Origin of the sequence: Streptomyces sp. NPDC059452 (assembly GCF_042750035.1) — a bacterium.
Classification (GTDB): domain Bacteria; phylum Actinomycetota; class Actinomycetes; order Streptomycetales; family Streptomycetaceae; genus Streptomyces.
In genome coordinates, this window is sequence record NZ_JBHYVE010000009.1 from 81945 (window position 1) to 97498 (window position 15554).

The 15554-nt window shown below is 70.6% G+C and carries 9 protein-coding genes; 7 read left to right on the forward strand and 2 right to left on the reverse strand.

Annotation, left to right across the window (positions count from 1 at the left end):
• Positions 1–37 precede the first annotated feature (37 nt).
• Positions 38–2389 (reverse strand): AbfB domain-containing protein, encoded by a 2352-nt coding sequence (locus ACFW9Z_RS14780; protein ID WP_384639671.1) that lies wholly within the window; start codon positions 2387–2389, stop codon positions 38–40.
• Between the two features lie 564 nt (positions 2390–2953).
• On the opposite strand from ACFW9Z_RS14780, the gene ACFW9Z_RS14785 reads away from it, so the two are divergent.
• The 7 genes from ACFW9Z_RS14785 to ACFW9Z_RS14815 all read left to right on the forward strand — a co-directional run bounded on the left by ACFW9Z_RS14785 (position 2954) and on the right by ACFW9Z_RS14815 (position 12418).
• On the forward strand, positions 2954–4039 hold the full coding sequence (locus tag ACFW9Z_RS14785; RefSeq protein WP_384639674.1) for an ABC transporter substrate-binding protein: 1086 nt from the start codon (positions 2954–2956) through the stop codon (positions 4037–4039).
• Between the two features lie 270 nt (positions 4040–4309).
• Positions 4310–6064, forward strand: a complete 1755-nt coding sequence (locus ACFW9Z_RS14790; RefSeq protein WP_384639677.1) for a sugar ABC transporter ATP-binding protein — start codon at positions 4310–4312, stop codon at positions 6062–6064.
• On the forward strand, positions 6061–7038 hold the full coding sequence (locus ACFW9Z_RS14795; RefSeq protein WP_384639679.1) for an ABC transporter permease: 978 nt from the start codon (positions 6061–6063) through the stop codon (positions 7036–7038). Before ACFW9Z_RS14790 ends, ACFW9Z_RS14795 begins: the two co-directional genes overlap by 4 nt.
• Positions 7039–7048: 10 nt before the next feature.
• Positions 7049–8095, forward strand: coding sequence for an ABC transporter permease (locus ACFW9Z_RS14800; protein ID WP_384639682.1), 1047 nt, complete (start codon positions 7049–7051; stop codon positions 8093–8095).
• 57 nt (positions 8096–8152) lie between these two features.
• On the forward strand, positions 8153–9166 hold the full coding sequence (locus tag ACFW9Z_RS14805) for a LacI family DNA-binding transcriptional regulator (RefSeq protein ID WP_384639685.1): 1014 nt from the start codon (positions 8153–8155) through the stop codon (positions 9164–9166).
• Positions 9167–9212: 46 nt separating this feature from the next.
• A complete protein-coding gene (locus ACFW9Z_RS14810) occupies positions 9213–10280 on the forward strand; it encodes an aldose epimerase family protein (RefSeq protein WP_384639688.1) in 1068 nt (355 codons plus the stop codon).
• Between the two features lie 134 nt (positions 10281–10414).
• A complete protein-coding gene (locus tag ACFW9Z_RS14815; protein WP_384639691.1) occupies positions 10415–12418 on the forward strand; it encodes a GTP-binding protein in 2004 nt (667 codons plus the stop codon).
• Between the two features lie 32 nt (positions 12419–12450).
• On the opposite strand, the gene ACFW9Z_RS14820 is transcribed toward ACFW9Z_RS14815, so the two are convergent.
• The gene (locus tag ACFW9Z_RS14820; RefSeq protein WP_384639694.1) at positions 12451–15480 is read right to left on the reverse strand and encodes a carbohydrate binding domain-containing protein; all 3030 of its coding nucleotides are present in this window, start codon (positions 15478–15480) and stop codon (positions 12451–12453) included.
• Between the last annotated feature and the right edge of the window lie 74 nt (positions 15481–15554).

Consider the following 15554-nt stretch of genomic DNA (forward strand, 5'->3'; position numbering starts at 1 on the left):
CCGGCTCGGCCCGTCGTCGTTCAACGGCTCCTCGGGATCACGGGGCCCAAGGGGCGTCCACCGCCCAGGTCGTGTCCTCGGTGAAGAGGGCCGGGCCGTCGAAGGGCCGTCCGCCGCCCGGGGTGGCGAGCCACACCTCGGAGTCGAAGTGGCGCAGATAGCTGCCCGGCAGGTTGGCGCTGGTGAACCGCACCCCGCCGTTCCCGGCCACCGCGCACCAGGTCGCATCCTCCCTGAACAGCGCGGAGTTGTCGTCGGCGTCGCGGCGGACCCGGAAGTCGCGGTGGCGGAGGAACTCGCCGGGGTAGTTGCGGGACTCGAAGGAGTAGCAGTTGCTGTTGGCGAGGCCGGTGACGATCTTCCAGGTGGCGTCCGCCTTCAGTACGGCCGAACTCCCGCCGTTCACCACCTCGGTGGCGGCCAGGGAGTCGTAGTGGCGCAGGTGCTTCGTCGTGTGCCCGGGGGTGGTGACGCGCAGGGATCTGTACTGCCCGGTGGGCAGGGTCACCGGGGGAGCGGGGGTGCGGGAGGCCTGTATGAGGGCCTGGTTGGCGGCCTTCACCCGGGCGGTGTCGACCTTGACGACCTGGCGGTCGTAGGTCAGCAGTCCGTTCGCCTCGTTCTCGACGTCCGTGATCTCCGTGTAGACCGACGCGGAGAGCCCGGCGGGGAGTTGGCCGATCCGGATGGCGTCGAGCAGGCCTACGAACCGGTTGTTCAGGGCCGCGATGCTCGGCTGGTCCTCGTAGCTGAACCCGCCGCCCGGGTACCACTCGTGGCCCGGCACCTTGTAGCCGAGACCGCCGAACTCGCCGAGCACGGCAGCCCTGGTGGCGGTCGGGGCGGTGTTGCCCGGGCCGACGTAGATGTGGTTGTCGACCACGTCACCGTTGCCGCCGTCGACCGAACCGCAGCAGTTGACCCCGCTCATGTTGTTGACCAGGCGGGACGGGTCCTGGGCCTTCACCTCGTCGGCGATCCTGGCCTGGTCGTACTGGCCCCAGCCCTCGTTCTGGTTCACCCACATGACCACCGAGGGCGAGCTGCGGTGCTGGTCGATGACGGCCCGGTACTCCGCCTCCCACTGGGTGCGCGACGGCCCGTCCGGGACCTTGCCGGGGTCCATCGACGGCATGTCCTGCCAGACCAGCAGCCCCAGCCGGTCCGCCCAGTGGAACCACCGCTGCGGCTCCACCTTGATGTGCTTGCGGACTATGTTGAAGCCGAGGTCCTTGTGCGCCTGGAGGTCGTACCTCAGCGCCTCGTCGGTCGGTGCGGTGTAGATGCCGTCCGGCCAGTAGCCCTGGTCCAGCGTGCCGGTCTGGAACACGAACTCGCCGTTGAGCACCGGCCGCAGGATGTTGTCCACCTTGGCCAGACCCACCGACCGCATGCCCGTGTAGCTGCCCACGGTGTCGGTGACGGCCGAGCCGTCGAGGAGGTCGGCCCGCACGTCGTACAGGAACGGATCCTCGGGGCTCCACAGCCGCGGGTTCGGCACGGGTACGGAGACCTCCCCGCCCACCGCGCCGGTCGCCGAGCCCACCACCGTACCGCCGCTGGAGACGGTGATCCGGGCGCTCCGGCCCGCAGCGCCCGCCGTCTGGACCTTCACCCGCAGGGTGTTGTCGCCCAGGTTCGGTGTCATGTCGAGGCGGGTGATGTGGGCGGTGGCGACCGGTTCCAGCCAGACCGTCTGCCAGATGCCGGAGGCCGCAGTGTAGAAGATCCCGCCGCCCGGGCGCGGCTTCACGTCGTTGATGCGCTGCTTGCCGACGGCCTGCCCGCCGGTGTGGCTCGGGTCGTAGACGGAGACCACGATCGTGTTCGTACCGCCGTTGAGCTGGGGCGTGATGTCGTACGCGAACGCGTCGAAGCCGCCCTTGTGCGCGCCGACCCGGGTGCCGTTGACCCAGACCGTGGTCTCCCAGTCGGAGCCGCCGAAGTGCAGCTTGACCCGGCGGTTGTTCCAGTCGGCGGGGACGGTGAAGGTCCGCTTGTACCAGAGCTTGTCGTTCTCGGTGATCCGGCGCTGGATGCCGGAGAGCGCCGACTCGGCGACGAACGGGACGCGGATCTGCTCCGGGAAGGTGGCGGGCTGCCCGGCGTCACGGCCGGTGACGGCGAAGTCCCAGATGCCGTTGAGATTCGTCCAGTCCGGGCGGGTCAGCTGCGGGCGCGGGTACTCCGGCAGCGGCTTGTCCACCGGGACCTGGTTCGTCCACGGCGTCGTCATGGGCGCAGGCTTGGGCGTCCACGCGGCGGGCGCGGCGGCGGCCGGGGCGGTGGCGCCGCCGACGAGCGCGGTGGCCACCAGGGCGAGGAGGCCGGTGGTGGCCGTTAATCTCCGCCACCAGGTGCGGGGGTGCGGTGCGGGTGCTGGGTGCATGTGTCTGTCCATCCCTTTCTTGTTCATGCCGGAGAACCCCCGCACCCGGGTGGTGCGGGGGTGGGGACTGCCGGCAGGGCGCGACGAGAGACCGGGTGCGACGAGAGATCGGGTGCGGGAGGAGCGGGCGGCGCCCGGAGAAGTGGGCGCATGCCGAAGGTGGCCGTCGCCCGGTCGGCCGGACGTACGGCAGCCGTTCTTGCAACGTTGGAAAAGTGGCGTCCGGCGGTATGACAGCACGGTGCCGGTCGGCTGTCCAGGGGGTGCGCAAGACCCGTTGCCGTACGGCGAGTTGATTCCCGTACGGGCGGATCCGCCGGGTGGCCGGCGCGCGCGGAATCGTGGCGGCCGTGCTCTTGCTGCCCGTACCGCGCCGCCTATATAACGTTGTAAACCGAGCCGCCGAGATGGCCGCGCAGGCCCTCGCGACCGCTGTTCCCGCACGTCGGAGCAGCGGTGTGAGGAGTGCACCGGCATTGGCCGCCGCGTGGCCGATGCCTCGTCCCGCATGCCCGACCGCGCGCCGCCGCGCGTGCCGTCAAACCGCCAAGGAGCGTTCCGCGCATGATGATCCAGCGTCGACCCCGTACCCTCGCCGTGGCCTGCCTCCTCGCCGCCACCGCCACGCTGGCCGCCGCCGGCTGCGCCAAGTCGGAGACCGCGAACACGGCGGGCGGCGACAGCAGTCAGGGCGCCCAGGAAGCCAAGTCCCCCGATTCCACGTCCGGTTCGGGTTGCTCGCTGGAGACCTACGGCGCACCGAAGCTGGACCTGAAGGACGCGGTGGTCGGCTTCTCCCAGTCGGAGAAGGAGGCCAACCCGTTCCGGATCGCCGAGACCCGGTCCATCAAGGACGAGGCGAAGAAGATCGGCGTCAAGAAGCTCCTCACCACCAACGCCCAGTCGCAACTCTCCAAACAGATCAGCGACATCCAGGACATGCTGGCGCAGGGCGCCCAGTTCCTCATCGTCGCGCCGCTCAACTCCGACGGTCTGGAGCCCGCGTTGAAGGCGGCGGCAGCCAAGAAGGTGCCCGTCCTCACCATCGACCGCAAGGTCAACTCCACCGCCTGCAAGGACTATGTGGCCTTCCTCGGCTCCGACTTCGTCGAGCAGGGCAAGCGTGCCGCCGACGCGATGATCAAGGTCACCGGAGGCAAGGGCAAGGTCGCGATCCTGCTCGGCACCTCCGGCAACAACGTCACCACCGACCGCACCAAGGGCTTCGTCGACCAGATCGAGGCCGAGGCGCCCGGCCTGGAGATCGTCGCCCAGCAGACCGGCGAGTTCGCCCGCGACAAGGGCCAGCAGGTCATGGAGCAGCTCATCCAGTCCAAGCCCGACATCACCGCCGTCTACGCGGAGAACGACGAGATGGGCCTCGGCGCCCTCACCGCGATCAAGGCGGCCGGGAAGAAGCCCGGCAAGGACGTCAAGATCGTCTCGGTCGACGGCACCCGTAACGCCGTGCAGGCCCTGGTCAACGGCGAGTACAACGCGGTCATCGAGTCCAACCCGCGCTTCGGCCCGCTCGCCTTCGCCACCGCGCAGAAGTTCTACGCGGGGGAGGAGATCCCGGAGAACGTGATCATCACCGACCGGGAGTACGACGAGGCCAACGCCGAGGAATCGCTCGGCGGAGCGTACTGACCCGACCGGCAGGCCGACCGCCGCGACGCTCCGGGGATCCGACGACCGCAGCGACGCCCGGGATCCGCCGGGCGTCACGACGCCCTGGGACCCGCCAGACACCACGACGCTCCGGAGACTTCCTGAGCGTCACGGCGCTCCGAGGGCTCCCCGGGCGTCACGGCGCTCCGGGGACTCCGGGAGCTCCCGGGCGTCATCGCGCCCGCCCCGGGCACCCCGAGGCCCACGGCGGACCGGCCTCATTCCCGTACCACCGGAAGGCCAGGACTCATGGCACCCACCGAAGCGACACCCCGGCACGCGGAGACCGCCCCGGCGGCCCCCGTGCTCGAAGCCCGTTCCGTCAGCAAGCGGTTCCCCGGCGTCGTCGCCCTCGACGACGTCTCCTTCTCACTGCGCGCCGGGGAGACCCACGCGCTCGTCGGCGAGAACGGGGCGGGCAAGTCCACCCTCATCAAGGTGCTGACCGGCGTCCACCGGAGCGACGACGGCGAGGTACGGGTGGCAGGCAAGCCCGTCCGCTTCGCCCGGCCCTTCGAGGCACAACAGGCCGGGATCTCCACCATCTACCAGGAGGTCAACCTCGTCCCGCTGATGAGCGTGGCGCGCAACATCTTCCTGGGCCGCGAGCCGAAGAATCGTTTCAACCTCATCGACTTCGGCCGGATGCACCGCGAGACCACCGAACTCCTCGACGGCTTCGGCGTCCGCGTCGACCCCAGGCGCCCCCTGCACACCCTGGGCATCGGCACCCAGCAGATGGTCGCCCTCGCCCGCGCCGTCTCCGTACGGGCCCAGGTCGTCATCATGGACGAACCCACCTCCTCCCTGGAGCCCCGCGAGGTCGAGACCCTCTTCCGGGTCATCGGGAACCTGCGCGGCCAGGGCATCGCCGTCCTCTACGTCAGCCACCGCATGGACGAGCTCTACCGCGTCTGCGACCGGGTCACCGTCCTGCGCGACGGCCGCCACGTCCACACCGGAGACCTGGCCGGACTGGACCGGATGCGGCTCGTCTCGATGATGCTCGGCCGCGACCTGTCCGAGGTGCGCCGCGAGGGCCTCACCCACTTCGACACCGCCGGGCACGACGTGGCCCGCACCTCCGTCCTCACCGCCACCGGACTCGACCGGCGCCATCAACTGCACGACATATCCATCCAGTTGTACGGGGGTGAAGTGCTGGGACTCGGCGGGCTGCTGGGCTCCGGGCGCAGCGAGACCGCCAAGGCGCTGACCGGCGCGCTGCCCCTGGACGGCGGGGAGATCACCGTCGACGGCAAACGTATCGGCCGCCCCACCCCGGCCGCCGCCATCCGCGCGGGCATCAGCATGCTCCCCGAGGACCGCAAGGCGGAGGGGATCATCCCCCAGCTCTCCGTACGCGAGAACATCGTGCTCGCCGCGATGCCCCGGCTCTCCCGGGCCGGGATCGTCTCCCGCGACCGGCAGGACCGGATCGTCGGCATCTTCATGGAGCGGCTGCGCATCAAGGCCTCCAGCCCCGAGCAGAAGGTCGGCGAACTCTCCGGCGGCAACCAGCAGAAGGTGCTCCTCGCCCGCTGGCTCTGTCTGGAACCCAAGGTCCTGCTCCTCGACGAGCCCACCCGGGGCATCGATGTCGGCGCCAAGGCCGAGGTGCAGAGCCTCATCGACGACCTCGCCCGCGAAGGGCTCGCCGTCCTGCTGATCTCCTCCGACATCGAGGAGCTGATCGAGGGCGCCGACCGCATCGTCGTCCTGCGCGGCGGCGCCGTCGCCGGTGAACTCGCGGGCGACGAGGTGGCGGAGAGCCGCCTCCTCGAAGTGCTCGCCGACCACACGCCCGCCGACCACAGCCTCGCCCCTGTGCCCGCCGACCACAGCCACGCCCCCGTGCCCGCCGACCACACGCCCGGCGCCGTACGAGCCGGTGACGCGTCCGCCGACGAGCGCGCGCCCGGCGCCGTACCCGACGGTCGACCGCCCCACCCGGCACCCGAAACCGGCGGGAAGGCCCCCACCGGCCAGGAGGACCCCCGATGACCACCCCGGCCACCACCCTGGAACGCCCCACGAAGCAGCTCGCCCGGCTCCGCGACCCCGCCTGGTACCAGGAATACGGCGTGTACGCGGCCGTTGCCGTCGTCCTGCTGTTCAACGCCCTGTTCACCGAGCACTTCCTGACCGCCGACAACCTGCGCACCCAGCTCGTCCAGGTCGCCCCCATCGTGATCGTCGCGCTCGGCATGGCCCTGGTCATCGGCACCGAGGGCATCGACCTCTCCGTCGGCTCCACCATGGCGCTCGCCACCGCCCTGCTGCCGCTCTACCTCGGTTACGGACTCGTGCCCGCGCTCCTGATCGCGCTGCTGGCCGGAGCGGTCGTCGGCGCCATCAACGGGACGCTCGTCTCGCTCGTCGGGCTGCAACCCATCGTGGCGACCCTCGCGTTGTTCGTCGGCGGCCGGGGGCTGGCCCTGGTGATGGCGGACGGTCAGCTCAAGCAGATCGTCAACCCGGACCTCCTCGCGCTCGGCACCGGCTCCTTCCTCGGCATCCCGCTCGTCGTCCTCATCGCGGGCGTGCTCGCGCTGGCCGTCGCGTTCCTGGTGCGGCGTACCACCTTCGGCCGCCAGATCGTCGCCATCGGCGGCAACCGCCCGGCCGCCGCCCTCTCCGGGCTGCCCGTCAAACGGGTCCTGACCGGCGTCTACATCCTGTGCGGCACGATGGCCGCGCTCGCCGGGATCCTCGCCACCGCCCGGCTCACCGCCAGCGACCCGTCCTCGCTCGGCACCCTCATGGAACTCTCCGCCATCACCGCGGTCGTCGTCGGCGGGACTCCGCTGGGCGGTGGCTCCATCCGGGTGCTCGGGACCGTCGCCGGAGCCCTGCTGATGCAGCTGCTGCGCGCCACCCTCGTCAAGCACGACCTGCCCGACTCCTCCGCACAGATCGCCCAGGCGGCCATCATCATCGCCGCCGTCTACGTCGCCCGGGAGCGTCGGTCCCGATGAAGAGGTCCCGATGAAGAACACCACCGCCCCCGCCCCGGCCCCTCAGGTGCCGGCGCCGCTCAAGAACGCACCCTCGCGCTCCGAACCCCGGCCCGAGCGCTCCACCGGCTCCCGGATCGGCGAACTCGTCCAGCGACAAGGCGCCCTCGCGGTCCTGCTGACCGTGATCCTGATCGCCTCGTTCGTCTACCCGACCTTCGCCGGCGTGGACAACGCGCGGGGCGTCACCGTCCAGGCGTCCTTCCTCGCGATCGTCGCCCTCGGCATGACCCTGGTCATCATCACGGGCGGCATCGACCTCTCCGTGGGCTCCGTCTTCGCCCTCGGAGGTGTCCTGGCCGCCTGGGCCTCGCAATGGGGCTTCCTCGCCGCCCTGTTGGTACCCCTCGTGGTCTGTTCCACGATCGGGCTGGTCAACGGCCTCCTCATCGCCCGCGCGAACATAGCTCCCTTCATCGTCACGCTCGCCACCCTCCTCGCGGCGCGCGGCATGCTGCTCGCCTTCACCGACGAGGGCGCCACCACCTACCTGGTCCCGAAGGACTCCGCCTTCGCCGAGCTCGGCCAGGGCAGCGTCCAGGGCTTCGGCTACCCGATCCTCATCGCCCTCGTCCTCTTCGGGGCGGGCGGACTGCTGCTCCAGCGGACCTCGTTCGGACAGACCCTGTTCGCCGTCGGCGGCAGCAGCGACGCGGCCACACTCATGGGCCTGCCCGTCGCCCGTACGAAGATCCTCGTCTACACCCTCAGCGGACTGCTCGCCGGACTCGCCGGAGCGCTGAACGCCGCCCGCCTCTCCTCCGGCGTCACCATCGTCGGCGTCGGCATGGAGCTGGACGCGATCTCCGCCGTCGTCATCGGCGGCACGCTCCTCATCGGCGGCGCGGGCTCGGTCAGCGGCACCCTCTGGGGCGTTCTGCTGCTCGCCGTGATCCAGAACCTCATCAACCAGATCGGCTCGCTCAACTCCTCGTACCAGTCGGTGGTCAGCGGCGGTTTCCTTATCGTTGTCGTGGTGGCGCAGCGTTACCTCGCGCGCAGCCGGAGAACCACCTGAACCGGACGGACCGGACGCGCCGGGCAGGGATGAGTCGAACCGAGTACAAGGAGTGCCGTGGGCGTCAGCCTCAAGGACGTGGCTCAACGGGCGGGCGTGTCCATCAAGACCGTGTCGAACGTGGTCAACAACTATCAGCACGTCACCCCCAAGATGCGTGCCAAGGTGCAGCAGGCCATCGACGAGCTGGGCTACCGGCCCAACCTCACCGCCCGCCATCTGCGCAAGGGCCGCACCGGCATCATCGCGCTCGCCGTGCCCGAGTTCGGCAACCCGTACTTCGCGGAGCTGGCCGGTGAGGTGGTCGACGCGGCCGCCCGCCATGACTACACCGTCCTGGTCGACCACACCGGCGGCCTGCGCGAGAAGGAGCTGCTGGTCAGCCAGGGGTTCCGGTCCCATGTCATCGACGGGCTCATCCTCAGCCCCATCCACCTGGAGACCGAGGACCTGATGGCCCGGACGGAGACGGCACCGCTGGTGCTGCTGGGGGAGCGGGAGTACGAGGCCCCGTACGACCACATCGCCATCGACAACGTGGCCGCCGCCCGCGAGGCCGTCGCCCACCTCATCGCCCTCGGCCACCGCCGGATCGCCTTCCTCGGCTCCCGTACCGGCCGCGAACGTCAGCCCGCCCATCTGCGGCTGCGCGGCTGGCGCGAGGAGCTGGCCGCCTCCGGCATCGCCCCCGACGAGTCCCTGGTCGTCGTCACCGACGGCTACGGGAGGGAGGACGGCGCCGCCGCGATGGCCTCGCTCCTGGAGCGGGGGGAGCGGCCCGACGCCGTGTTCGCGTACAACGACCTGATCGCCATCGGCGCCATGCGCACCATCACCGAGCGCGGCCTCACCATCCCGGGCGACATCGCCGTCGTCGGCTTCGACGACATCGAGGAGAGCCGGTACGGGACCACCACCCTGACCACCATCGCACCGGACAAGACGGCCATCGCCCGGCTCGCCGTCGACAGCCTCGTCGAACGCCTCGCCGGCACCCCGGTCGCCGAACCCCGGCGGGCCCGCCCCGGCCACCGCCTCGTCCTGCGCGAATCCACCGCACCGGTCCGCTAGGCCCTGCCGTCACACCGCCGTCTGCCGCACCCCCAAGGAACCCCTCATGCCCACCGTGCACCGCAAACCGTTCGGCCGCGCCCACGGGCAGAGCGAGACCGGCCTCTGGACCCTGGACTCCGGCACCGGCGTCCGGGCCGAGATACTCACGTACGGCGGTGTCCTGCACAGCCTCACCGTGCCGGACACCGACGGAGTCCCCGGCCCGGTCGTCCGCTCGCTGCCCGCCCTCGACGACTACACCGACAAGAACAACCCCTACTTCGGGGCGATCGTCGGACGGTACGCCAACCGCATCGCCCACGGCCGCTTCACCCTCGACGGCACCACGCACCACATCCCCGCCAACGACCGGGGCCACGCCCTGCACGGCGGCCCCGACGGCTTCCACACCCGGGTCTGGGCGGCCACCGCCGACCGTACGGACTCCGCCGCGCGCCTCCGCCTCACCCTGCACAGCCCCCACGGCGACATGGGCTTCCCCGGCGCGCTCGACGTCACCGCCACCTACACCCTCGACACCGCCGGAACCCTCGCCCTGGAGTACACGGCCGTCACCGACCGCCCCACCGTCGTCAACCTCACCCACCACGCCTACCTCAACCTCGGCGCAGACGACATCCTCGGCCACACCCTCCAAGTCGACGCCGACCACTACCTCCCCGTCGACGCCGACTCCATCCCCGAAGGCCCCCTCGCCCCCGTCACCGGCACCCCGTTCGACCTCACCACCGCACACCCGGTGGGCGAACGTCTGGCCCTGTCCCACCCCCAACTGGCCCTGGCCCAAGGCTTCGACCACTGCTGGGTGCTGCGCGACCAGGACTCCGGGGCCCTCCGCCGCGCCGCCCGCCTCACCGCCCCCGACGGCCGGCGCACCCTGGAACTCTGGACCACCGAACCCGGACTCCAGGTCTACACGGCCAACCACCTCGACGGCGCCTTCACCGACGGCACGGGCCGCCGCCACGAACGCCACGGGTCGCTCTGCCTGGAGACCCAGCACCTGCCCGACTCGCCCAACCGCCCCGCCCACCCGAGCACGGTGCTGCGCCCCGGCGAAACACTGAGCAGCCGCACCGAATGGCGCTTTCCGCACCTGCGCGGAAAATAACCGGTTGCGGCTCCCGGCGGCCCCCTGATCTACTCCCCGCAAGCCATCAGTACGACCCAGGAGTTCGATTATGCGCGCAGCCTTCGTGTCCCTCCCGACAGAAACTGACCTTTCTCTCAAGGACATGAAGCTCCGTGCACACGTTGAACCTGGGAATTCTGGCGCATGTCGACGCCGGTAAGACAAGCCTGACCGAGCGGCTCCTCCACACCGCCGGGGTCATCGACACCCTCGGCAGTGTCGACGACGGCAGTACGCGCACCGACTCCCTCGCGCTGGAGCGCCGGCGCGGCATCACCATCAAGTCCGCCGTCGTCTCCTTCACCCTGGGCGCCACCACGGTCAACCTGATCGACACCCCCGGCCACCCCGACTTCATCGCGGAGGTGGAGCGGGTCCTCGGCGTGCTCGACGGGGCCGTGCTCGTGGTCTCGGCGGTGGAGGGCGTCCAGGCGCAGACCCGCGTCCTGCTGCGGACCCTGCGCCGGCTCCGCATCCCGACCCTGCTGTTCGTCAACAAGACCGACCGGGCGGGGGCGCGGTACGGCTCGCTGCTGACGAGCATCGCCGAGCGGCTCTCCCCGGACACCGTCGCGATGTGCTCGACCGCGCACCTCGGCACCCGGTCCGCCACGAGCACTCCGTTCACCGGGGCCGACCCCGGCTTCACCGGCACGCTCACCGACCTGCTGACCCGCCACGACGACGGACTGCTGACGGCGTACGTCGACGACCCGGCGGCCCTCACCCACGCCCGGCTCCTGGAAGCGCTGGCCGACCAGACCGCCCGGTGCCTCGTCCACCCGGTCTTCTTCGGCTCCGCAGCCACCGGGGCGGGCATCGGCGCCCTGGTCGACGGCATCACCGGGCTGCTGCCCACCGCCACGGGGGACGCCGGGGCCCCGGCCCGGGGCACGGTGTTCAAGGTCGACCGGACCGCGAACGGCGAGCGGACCGCGTACGTCCGCATGGTCGAGGGGACCGTCCACGCCCGCGAGGTCCTGCGCTTCCGCAGCCCGGACGGCCGGGAGGGCGAGGGCAAGGTGTCGGCGGTCAGCCTCTTCGAGAACGGCGGCGAAGTGCCCGTGCCCGGTGTCGAAGCCGGACGGATCGGCAGGCTGAAGGGGCTGGCCGGTATCCGCATCGGCGACAGCGTGGGGGAGGGGCGGGCGGAGGCCGGGGGACGCCACTTCGCCCCGCCCACCCTGGAGACGGTCGTCGTCCCCCGCCGCCCGGAGAACCGGGGCGCCCTGCACCTCGCGCTCGGCCGCCTCGCCGAACAGGACTCCCTGATCGCCGTCCGCCGCGACGACCTCCGCCAGGAGGTGTCCCTCTCGCTCTACGGGGAGGTGCAGAAGGAGGTCATCCAGACGACCCTGGCCGAGGAGTTCGGGGTGGACGTCACCTTCCGCGCGACCACGACGATCTGCCTGGAACGGCCGGTCGGTACGGGGTCGGCCGCCGAGTTCATCGACACCGACCCCAACCCCTTCCTCGCCACCGTCGGACTGCGCGTCGACCCGGCCCCGTACGGCAGCGGGGTGGAATTCCGCCGCGAAGTCGAACTCGGCTCGATGCCCCATTCCCTGATGCGGGCGGTCGAGGAGGCCGTGCATTCCACCCTGGGCCAGGGAATGCACGGCTGGCAGGTCACCGACTGCGTCATCACGCAGACGCATTCCGGATACTGGCCCCGGCAGAGCCATTCCCACGGCACGTTCGACAAAAGCATGTCGAGCACGGCGGGCGATTTCCGCAATCTGACGCCCCTGGTCCTGATGGACGCCCTGCGCCGGGCCGGAACCCAGGTCTACGAGCCGATGCACCGCTTCCGCCTGGAGCTGCCCACGGACACCTTCGGCGCCCTGGTACCGGTCCTCGCCCGGCTCCACGCCGTACCGGAACCGCCCGGCACGCACGGGGCGCTCTGCACCCTGGAGGGCGAGATCCCGGCGGCCCGGGTCCATGAACTCCAGCAGCTCCTGCCGGGGCTGACCCGGGGCGAGGGCGTCCTGGAGTCCGCCTTCGCCGGCCACCGCCCGGTGACCGGCCCACCCCCGGCCCGCCCGCGCACCGACCACGACCCGCTGCACCGCAAGGATTACCTGCTGCGCACGGTGCGGCGGGTCGCGGGGTGAGCCCCGGGCAACTGCGGTCCCGGGATCGAGTGTTACTTCAGATACGGGCCCGCCGTGCCGATCTTCCCGGGCGCGGCGTTCTTCCCGCCGAGGTCGAGGACGTACACACGCAGGTTCCCCTTCCCGGGCGCCGGTACGGCGAGCGTGCCTCCGCTCACCACCTTGGTGTCGCCCGTGACGGCGTCCGTGTACGTGCCGTTGGGGATGCCGGTGTACGTGGCGCTCCCGGAGACCGTCACCAGGGCGAAGCTGTCCGTGCCGCTCGCCGTGTCCGTGTAGCGCCGCTTGTACGCCATGGAGCCGCTGATGCCCTCCGTGGAGTACTGGCCCATCTGGAGCGCGGGAACGGCCCGCCGGATCTCGTTGAGCCGCTGGAGATGGCGGGCCAGCGGCGCGGCGAGGGTCTCCGCGACCCTGCCGGTGGCCGAGGAGACCTTGCCGAAGTCCGAGGCCGTCACCTCGCCCGCCAGATGGTCCCCGAAGTAGGCCCGGCCGGTCGTCGCCAGCGGGCAGCGGGGGCCGCAGTCGATCTGCTTCCCCTTCTGGAACTCGATCTCGGAGCCGTAGTAGAGCGTCGGGATGCCCCGGAAGGTCCACATCAGCGACATGTTCTCGGCCCAGGCGTCCGTGCCGCCCGTGTACCGCTCGGCGCTCTTGTTGGGCCCGTAGTCGTGGCTGTCGACGTAGACCACGTTGTAGGTGGCGTCGTGGTAGCTGTCGTCGGAGTCCTTGCCGTTGTGGAAGGCGTTGTGCGCGTCACCGAAGTTCATGTGCATCCGCATGTCGATGACGTTCATCCCGGAGAACCGGCTGCGGTCCGGCGCGTGGTAGGCGTTGCCCTTGAGGAAGGCGTTGTCGGAGACGGGCTGCGCTCCCGTGCCCTGCTGCTGTTCGTCGTCGTACATCTCCAGGGCGGCCTTCTCGTCGTCCGCGCTGTACTCCTTGCGCTCCTTCCACGTGAAGAACTGCGCGGAGTGGTTGACCGAGCCCCGGTTCCACTTGTCGTTGACGAAGGCGGCCACTTCGCCGAAGACGAAGAAGTTCGCCGCCGCCTCGGCCCCGAACTTCTGCGTGACCCGCTCCTGGATCGCGGGCAGGAAGCGGCGGTTCCAGGTGGTGCGGGGGATGTGCACCGCCGTGTCGAGCCGGAAGCCGTCGACGCCCATGTCGATGTACTTGTTGTAGGCGCCGATCAGATAGTTCTGGACCTGGGCGTTCTCGGTGTTGAAGTCGGCGAGGTCGTCGTGGATCCAGCAGGAACGGGAGTCCTCGCCCTCCCAGTTGCCGATCCAGCAGTTGTGGTAGAGCGCCTTCGGGAACATGCCCGAAGTGGGGCTCGGCCACTGGCAGTTGTAGATCCGGTAGCCCTCCGGTGAGGTGTGCCCGGTGGGCGTGCCCCAGCCCACGCAGGTGTTGCCCGTCGGCTCGGCCGTGGACCACAGATCGCCGTTGTAGTACGACTTCCCCGACTTGGGCTCGACGGTGAGGCCGTCGTACGCGAAGCCGTCGTTCCGCTCGTCGTAGTACCAGCTCCACTGGGCGTCGCGCACCCCGTAGGTCTTCGGGGTGAACAGGCCCTTGGCGCCCCAGCGCGAGGAGTGGTTGTGGATGACGTCCTGGTAGATCTTCATCCCCTTGGCGTGGGCGGCGTTGATCAGGTCCTGGTAGGAGGCTCCGGCGGACTCCAGGCGCGGGTCGACCCGGTAGAAGTCGTACCCGTGGTAGCCGTGGTAGTCGTAGTCCGAGCGGTTGAGGACGACCGGGGTGACCCAGATCGCGGAGAAGCCGAGCCCCTTGATGTAGTCGAGCTTCTGCACCAGCCCCTTGAAGTCCCCCCGGAACATGGGGTCTTCGTTGGCCGCGTTGCCGGACTTCTCGTGCTGGCTGCCGCCCCGGTTGTTCGTGGGGTCGCCGTCGTTGAAGCGGGCGGTCAGCACGAAGTAGATCGGGTCCTTGCGGGGATCGGTGCCGAGCGGTGTGCCCGTCGCCGGGGCCGTCGGCTTCTCTCCGGTGGTGGCGGTGGCCGGGGCGGAGGGGGCGGAGACGTTTCCGGCGGCGTCGCGCGCCCGTACGGTGTAGTGGTAGGCGGTCCTCGGCTCAAGTCCGGTGTCCGCGAAGACGGTTGAGCCGACGTCGGTGACCAGCGTGCCCTTCGTGCCGCCGGTCCGCGTAATCTGATAGCCCGTCACTCCCCGGTCGTCGGTGGCGGGTTCCCAGGTGAGCAGAACCGACACCCCGTCGGCCGCCGCCTTCACGCCCGTGGGAGCGGAGGGCGCCTCGGTGTCCGGTTCCTCGGCCGCGCACGGGTCCTTCGCCGACGCGGTCACCGTGCGGTCCTTCACCGTGGTGAGCCCGGCCGGGAGGGTGTAGTCGTTGCCGTTGTTGTTGTCCCAGACCCCGTTGCCGTTGTTGAACGCCGCCTGGAGGCCGGTGGCGCCGCCCAGGTCCACCGTCCGCTTCACCCAGCCGGTGCAGGCCGCCTCCATGCCGAGGCCCGGGACCGCCGTCCAGGCTCCGCCGTGCGGGCGGAAGTGGAGGTTGACGGTGGACCAGCCGACCGTCGACGTCGCGTAGTAGACGGATGCGGTGTCCGGCCCGCCGGGGTCCGGCTCGCCGGGGCCCGTCCCCGTACACGGGTCGCTGTGTGCCACGACCCCGTCCTTGACGGTGATGGTCCCGGTGCCCAGGTCGTAGTTCCTGCCCGCGTTGTTGTCCCAGGTGCCCGAGCCGTCGGTGAAGGTCGCCTTCAGGCCGCTCGCACCGCCGAGGGGGACGGTCAGCCTGACCCAGTCGGTGCAGGCCGAGGTCATCCGAGTACCGGGCACGGTGGTCCAGGAACCGCCGTCGGGGGCGTAATGCAGGTGGTACGCCGACCAGTTGCGGCTCTTCGTGGAGTAGAAGACGGTCGCCGTGGATTCCGAGACGGCGACGGGTGCGGTGGCCGGTTCGGCGACCGGCGGGGGAGCGGTCCGCGGTGCGGCGGTGAGGAGTCCCAGCAGCCCGGCTGCCGCCACGGCCGCCGCGAGCGGGCGGCCGGGCAATCGGTGAGGGGTGCGTCTCATGCGTGTCTCCAGGGGAGGGGAGAACCCTGACGCGCCTCGGGGTTCGGCGGATGAGCACGGTCCGGTGGTGCGCA

What these genes read in the sequence shown, in the direction of transcription:
- ACFW9Z_RS14780 (WP_384639671.1), bottom strand. Translation starts at nt 2,389, where the DNA reads ATGCACCCAGCACCCGCACCGCACCCCCGCACCTGGTGGCGGAGATTA.
- ACFW9Z_RS14785 (WP_384639674.1), top strand. Translation starts at nt 2,954, where the DNA reads ATGATGATCCAGCGTCGACCCCGTACCCTCGCCGTGGCCTGCCTCCTC.
- ACFW9Z_RS14790 (WP_384639677.1), top strand. Translation starts at nt 4,310, where the DNA reads ATGGCACCCACCGAAGCGACACCCCGGCACGCGGAGACCGCCCCGGCG.
- ACFW9Z_RS14795 (WP_384639679.1), top strand. Translation starts at nt 6,061, where the DNA reads ATGACCACCCCGGCCACCACCCTGGAACGCCCCACGAAGCAGCTCGCC.
- ACFW9Z_RS14800 (WP_384639682.1), top strand. Translation starts at nt 7,049, where the DNA reads ATGAAGAACACCACCGCCCCCGCCCCGGCCCCTCAGGTGCCGGCGCCG.
- ACFW9Z_RS14810 (WP_384639688.1), top strand. Translation starts at nt 9,213, where the DNA reads ATGCCCACCGTGCACCGCAAACCGTTCGGCCGCGCCCACGGGCAGAGC.
- ACFW9Z_RS14820 (WP_384639694.1), bottom strand. Translation starts at nt 15,480, where the DNA reads ATGAGACGCACCCCTCACCGATTGCCCGGCCGCCCGCTCGCGGCGGCC.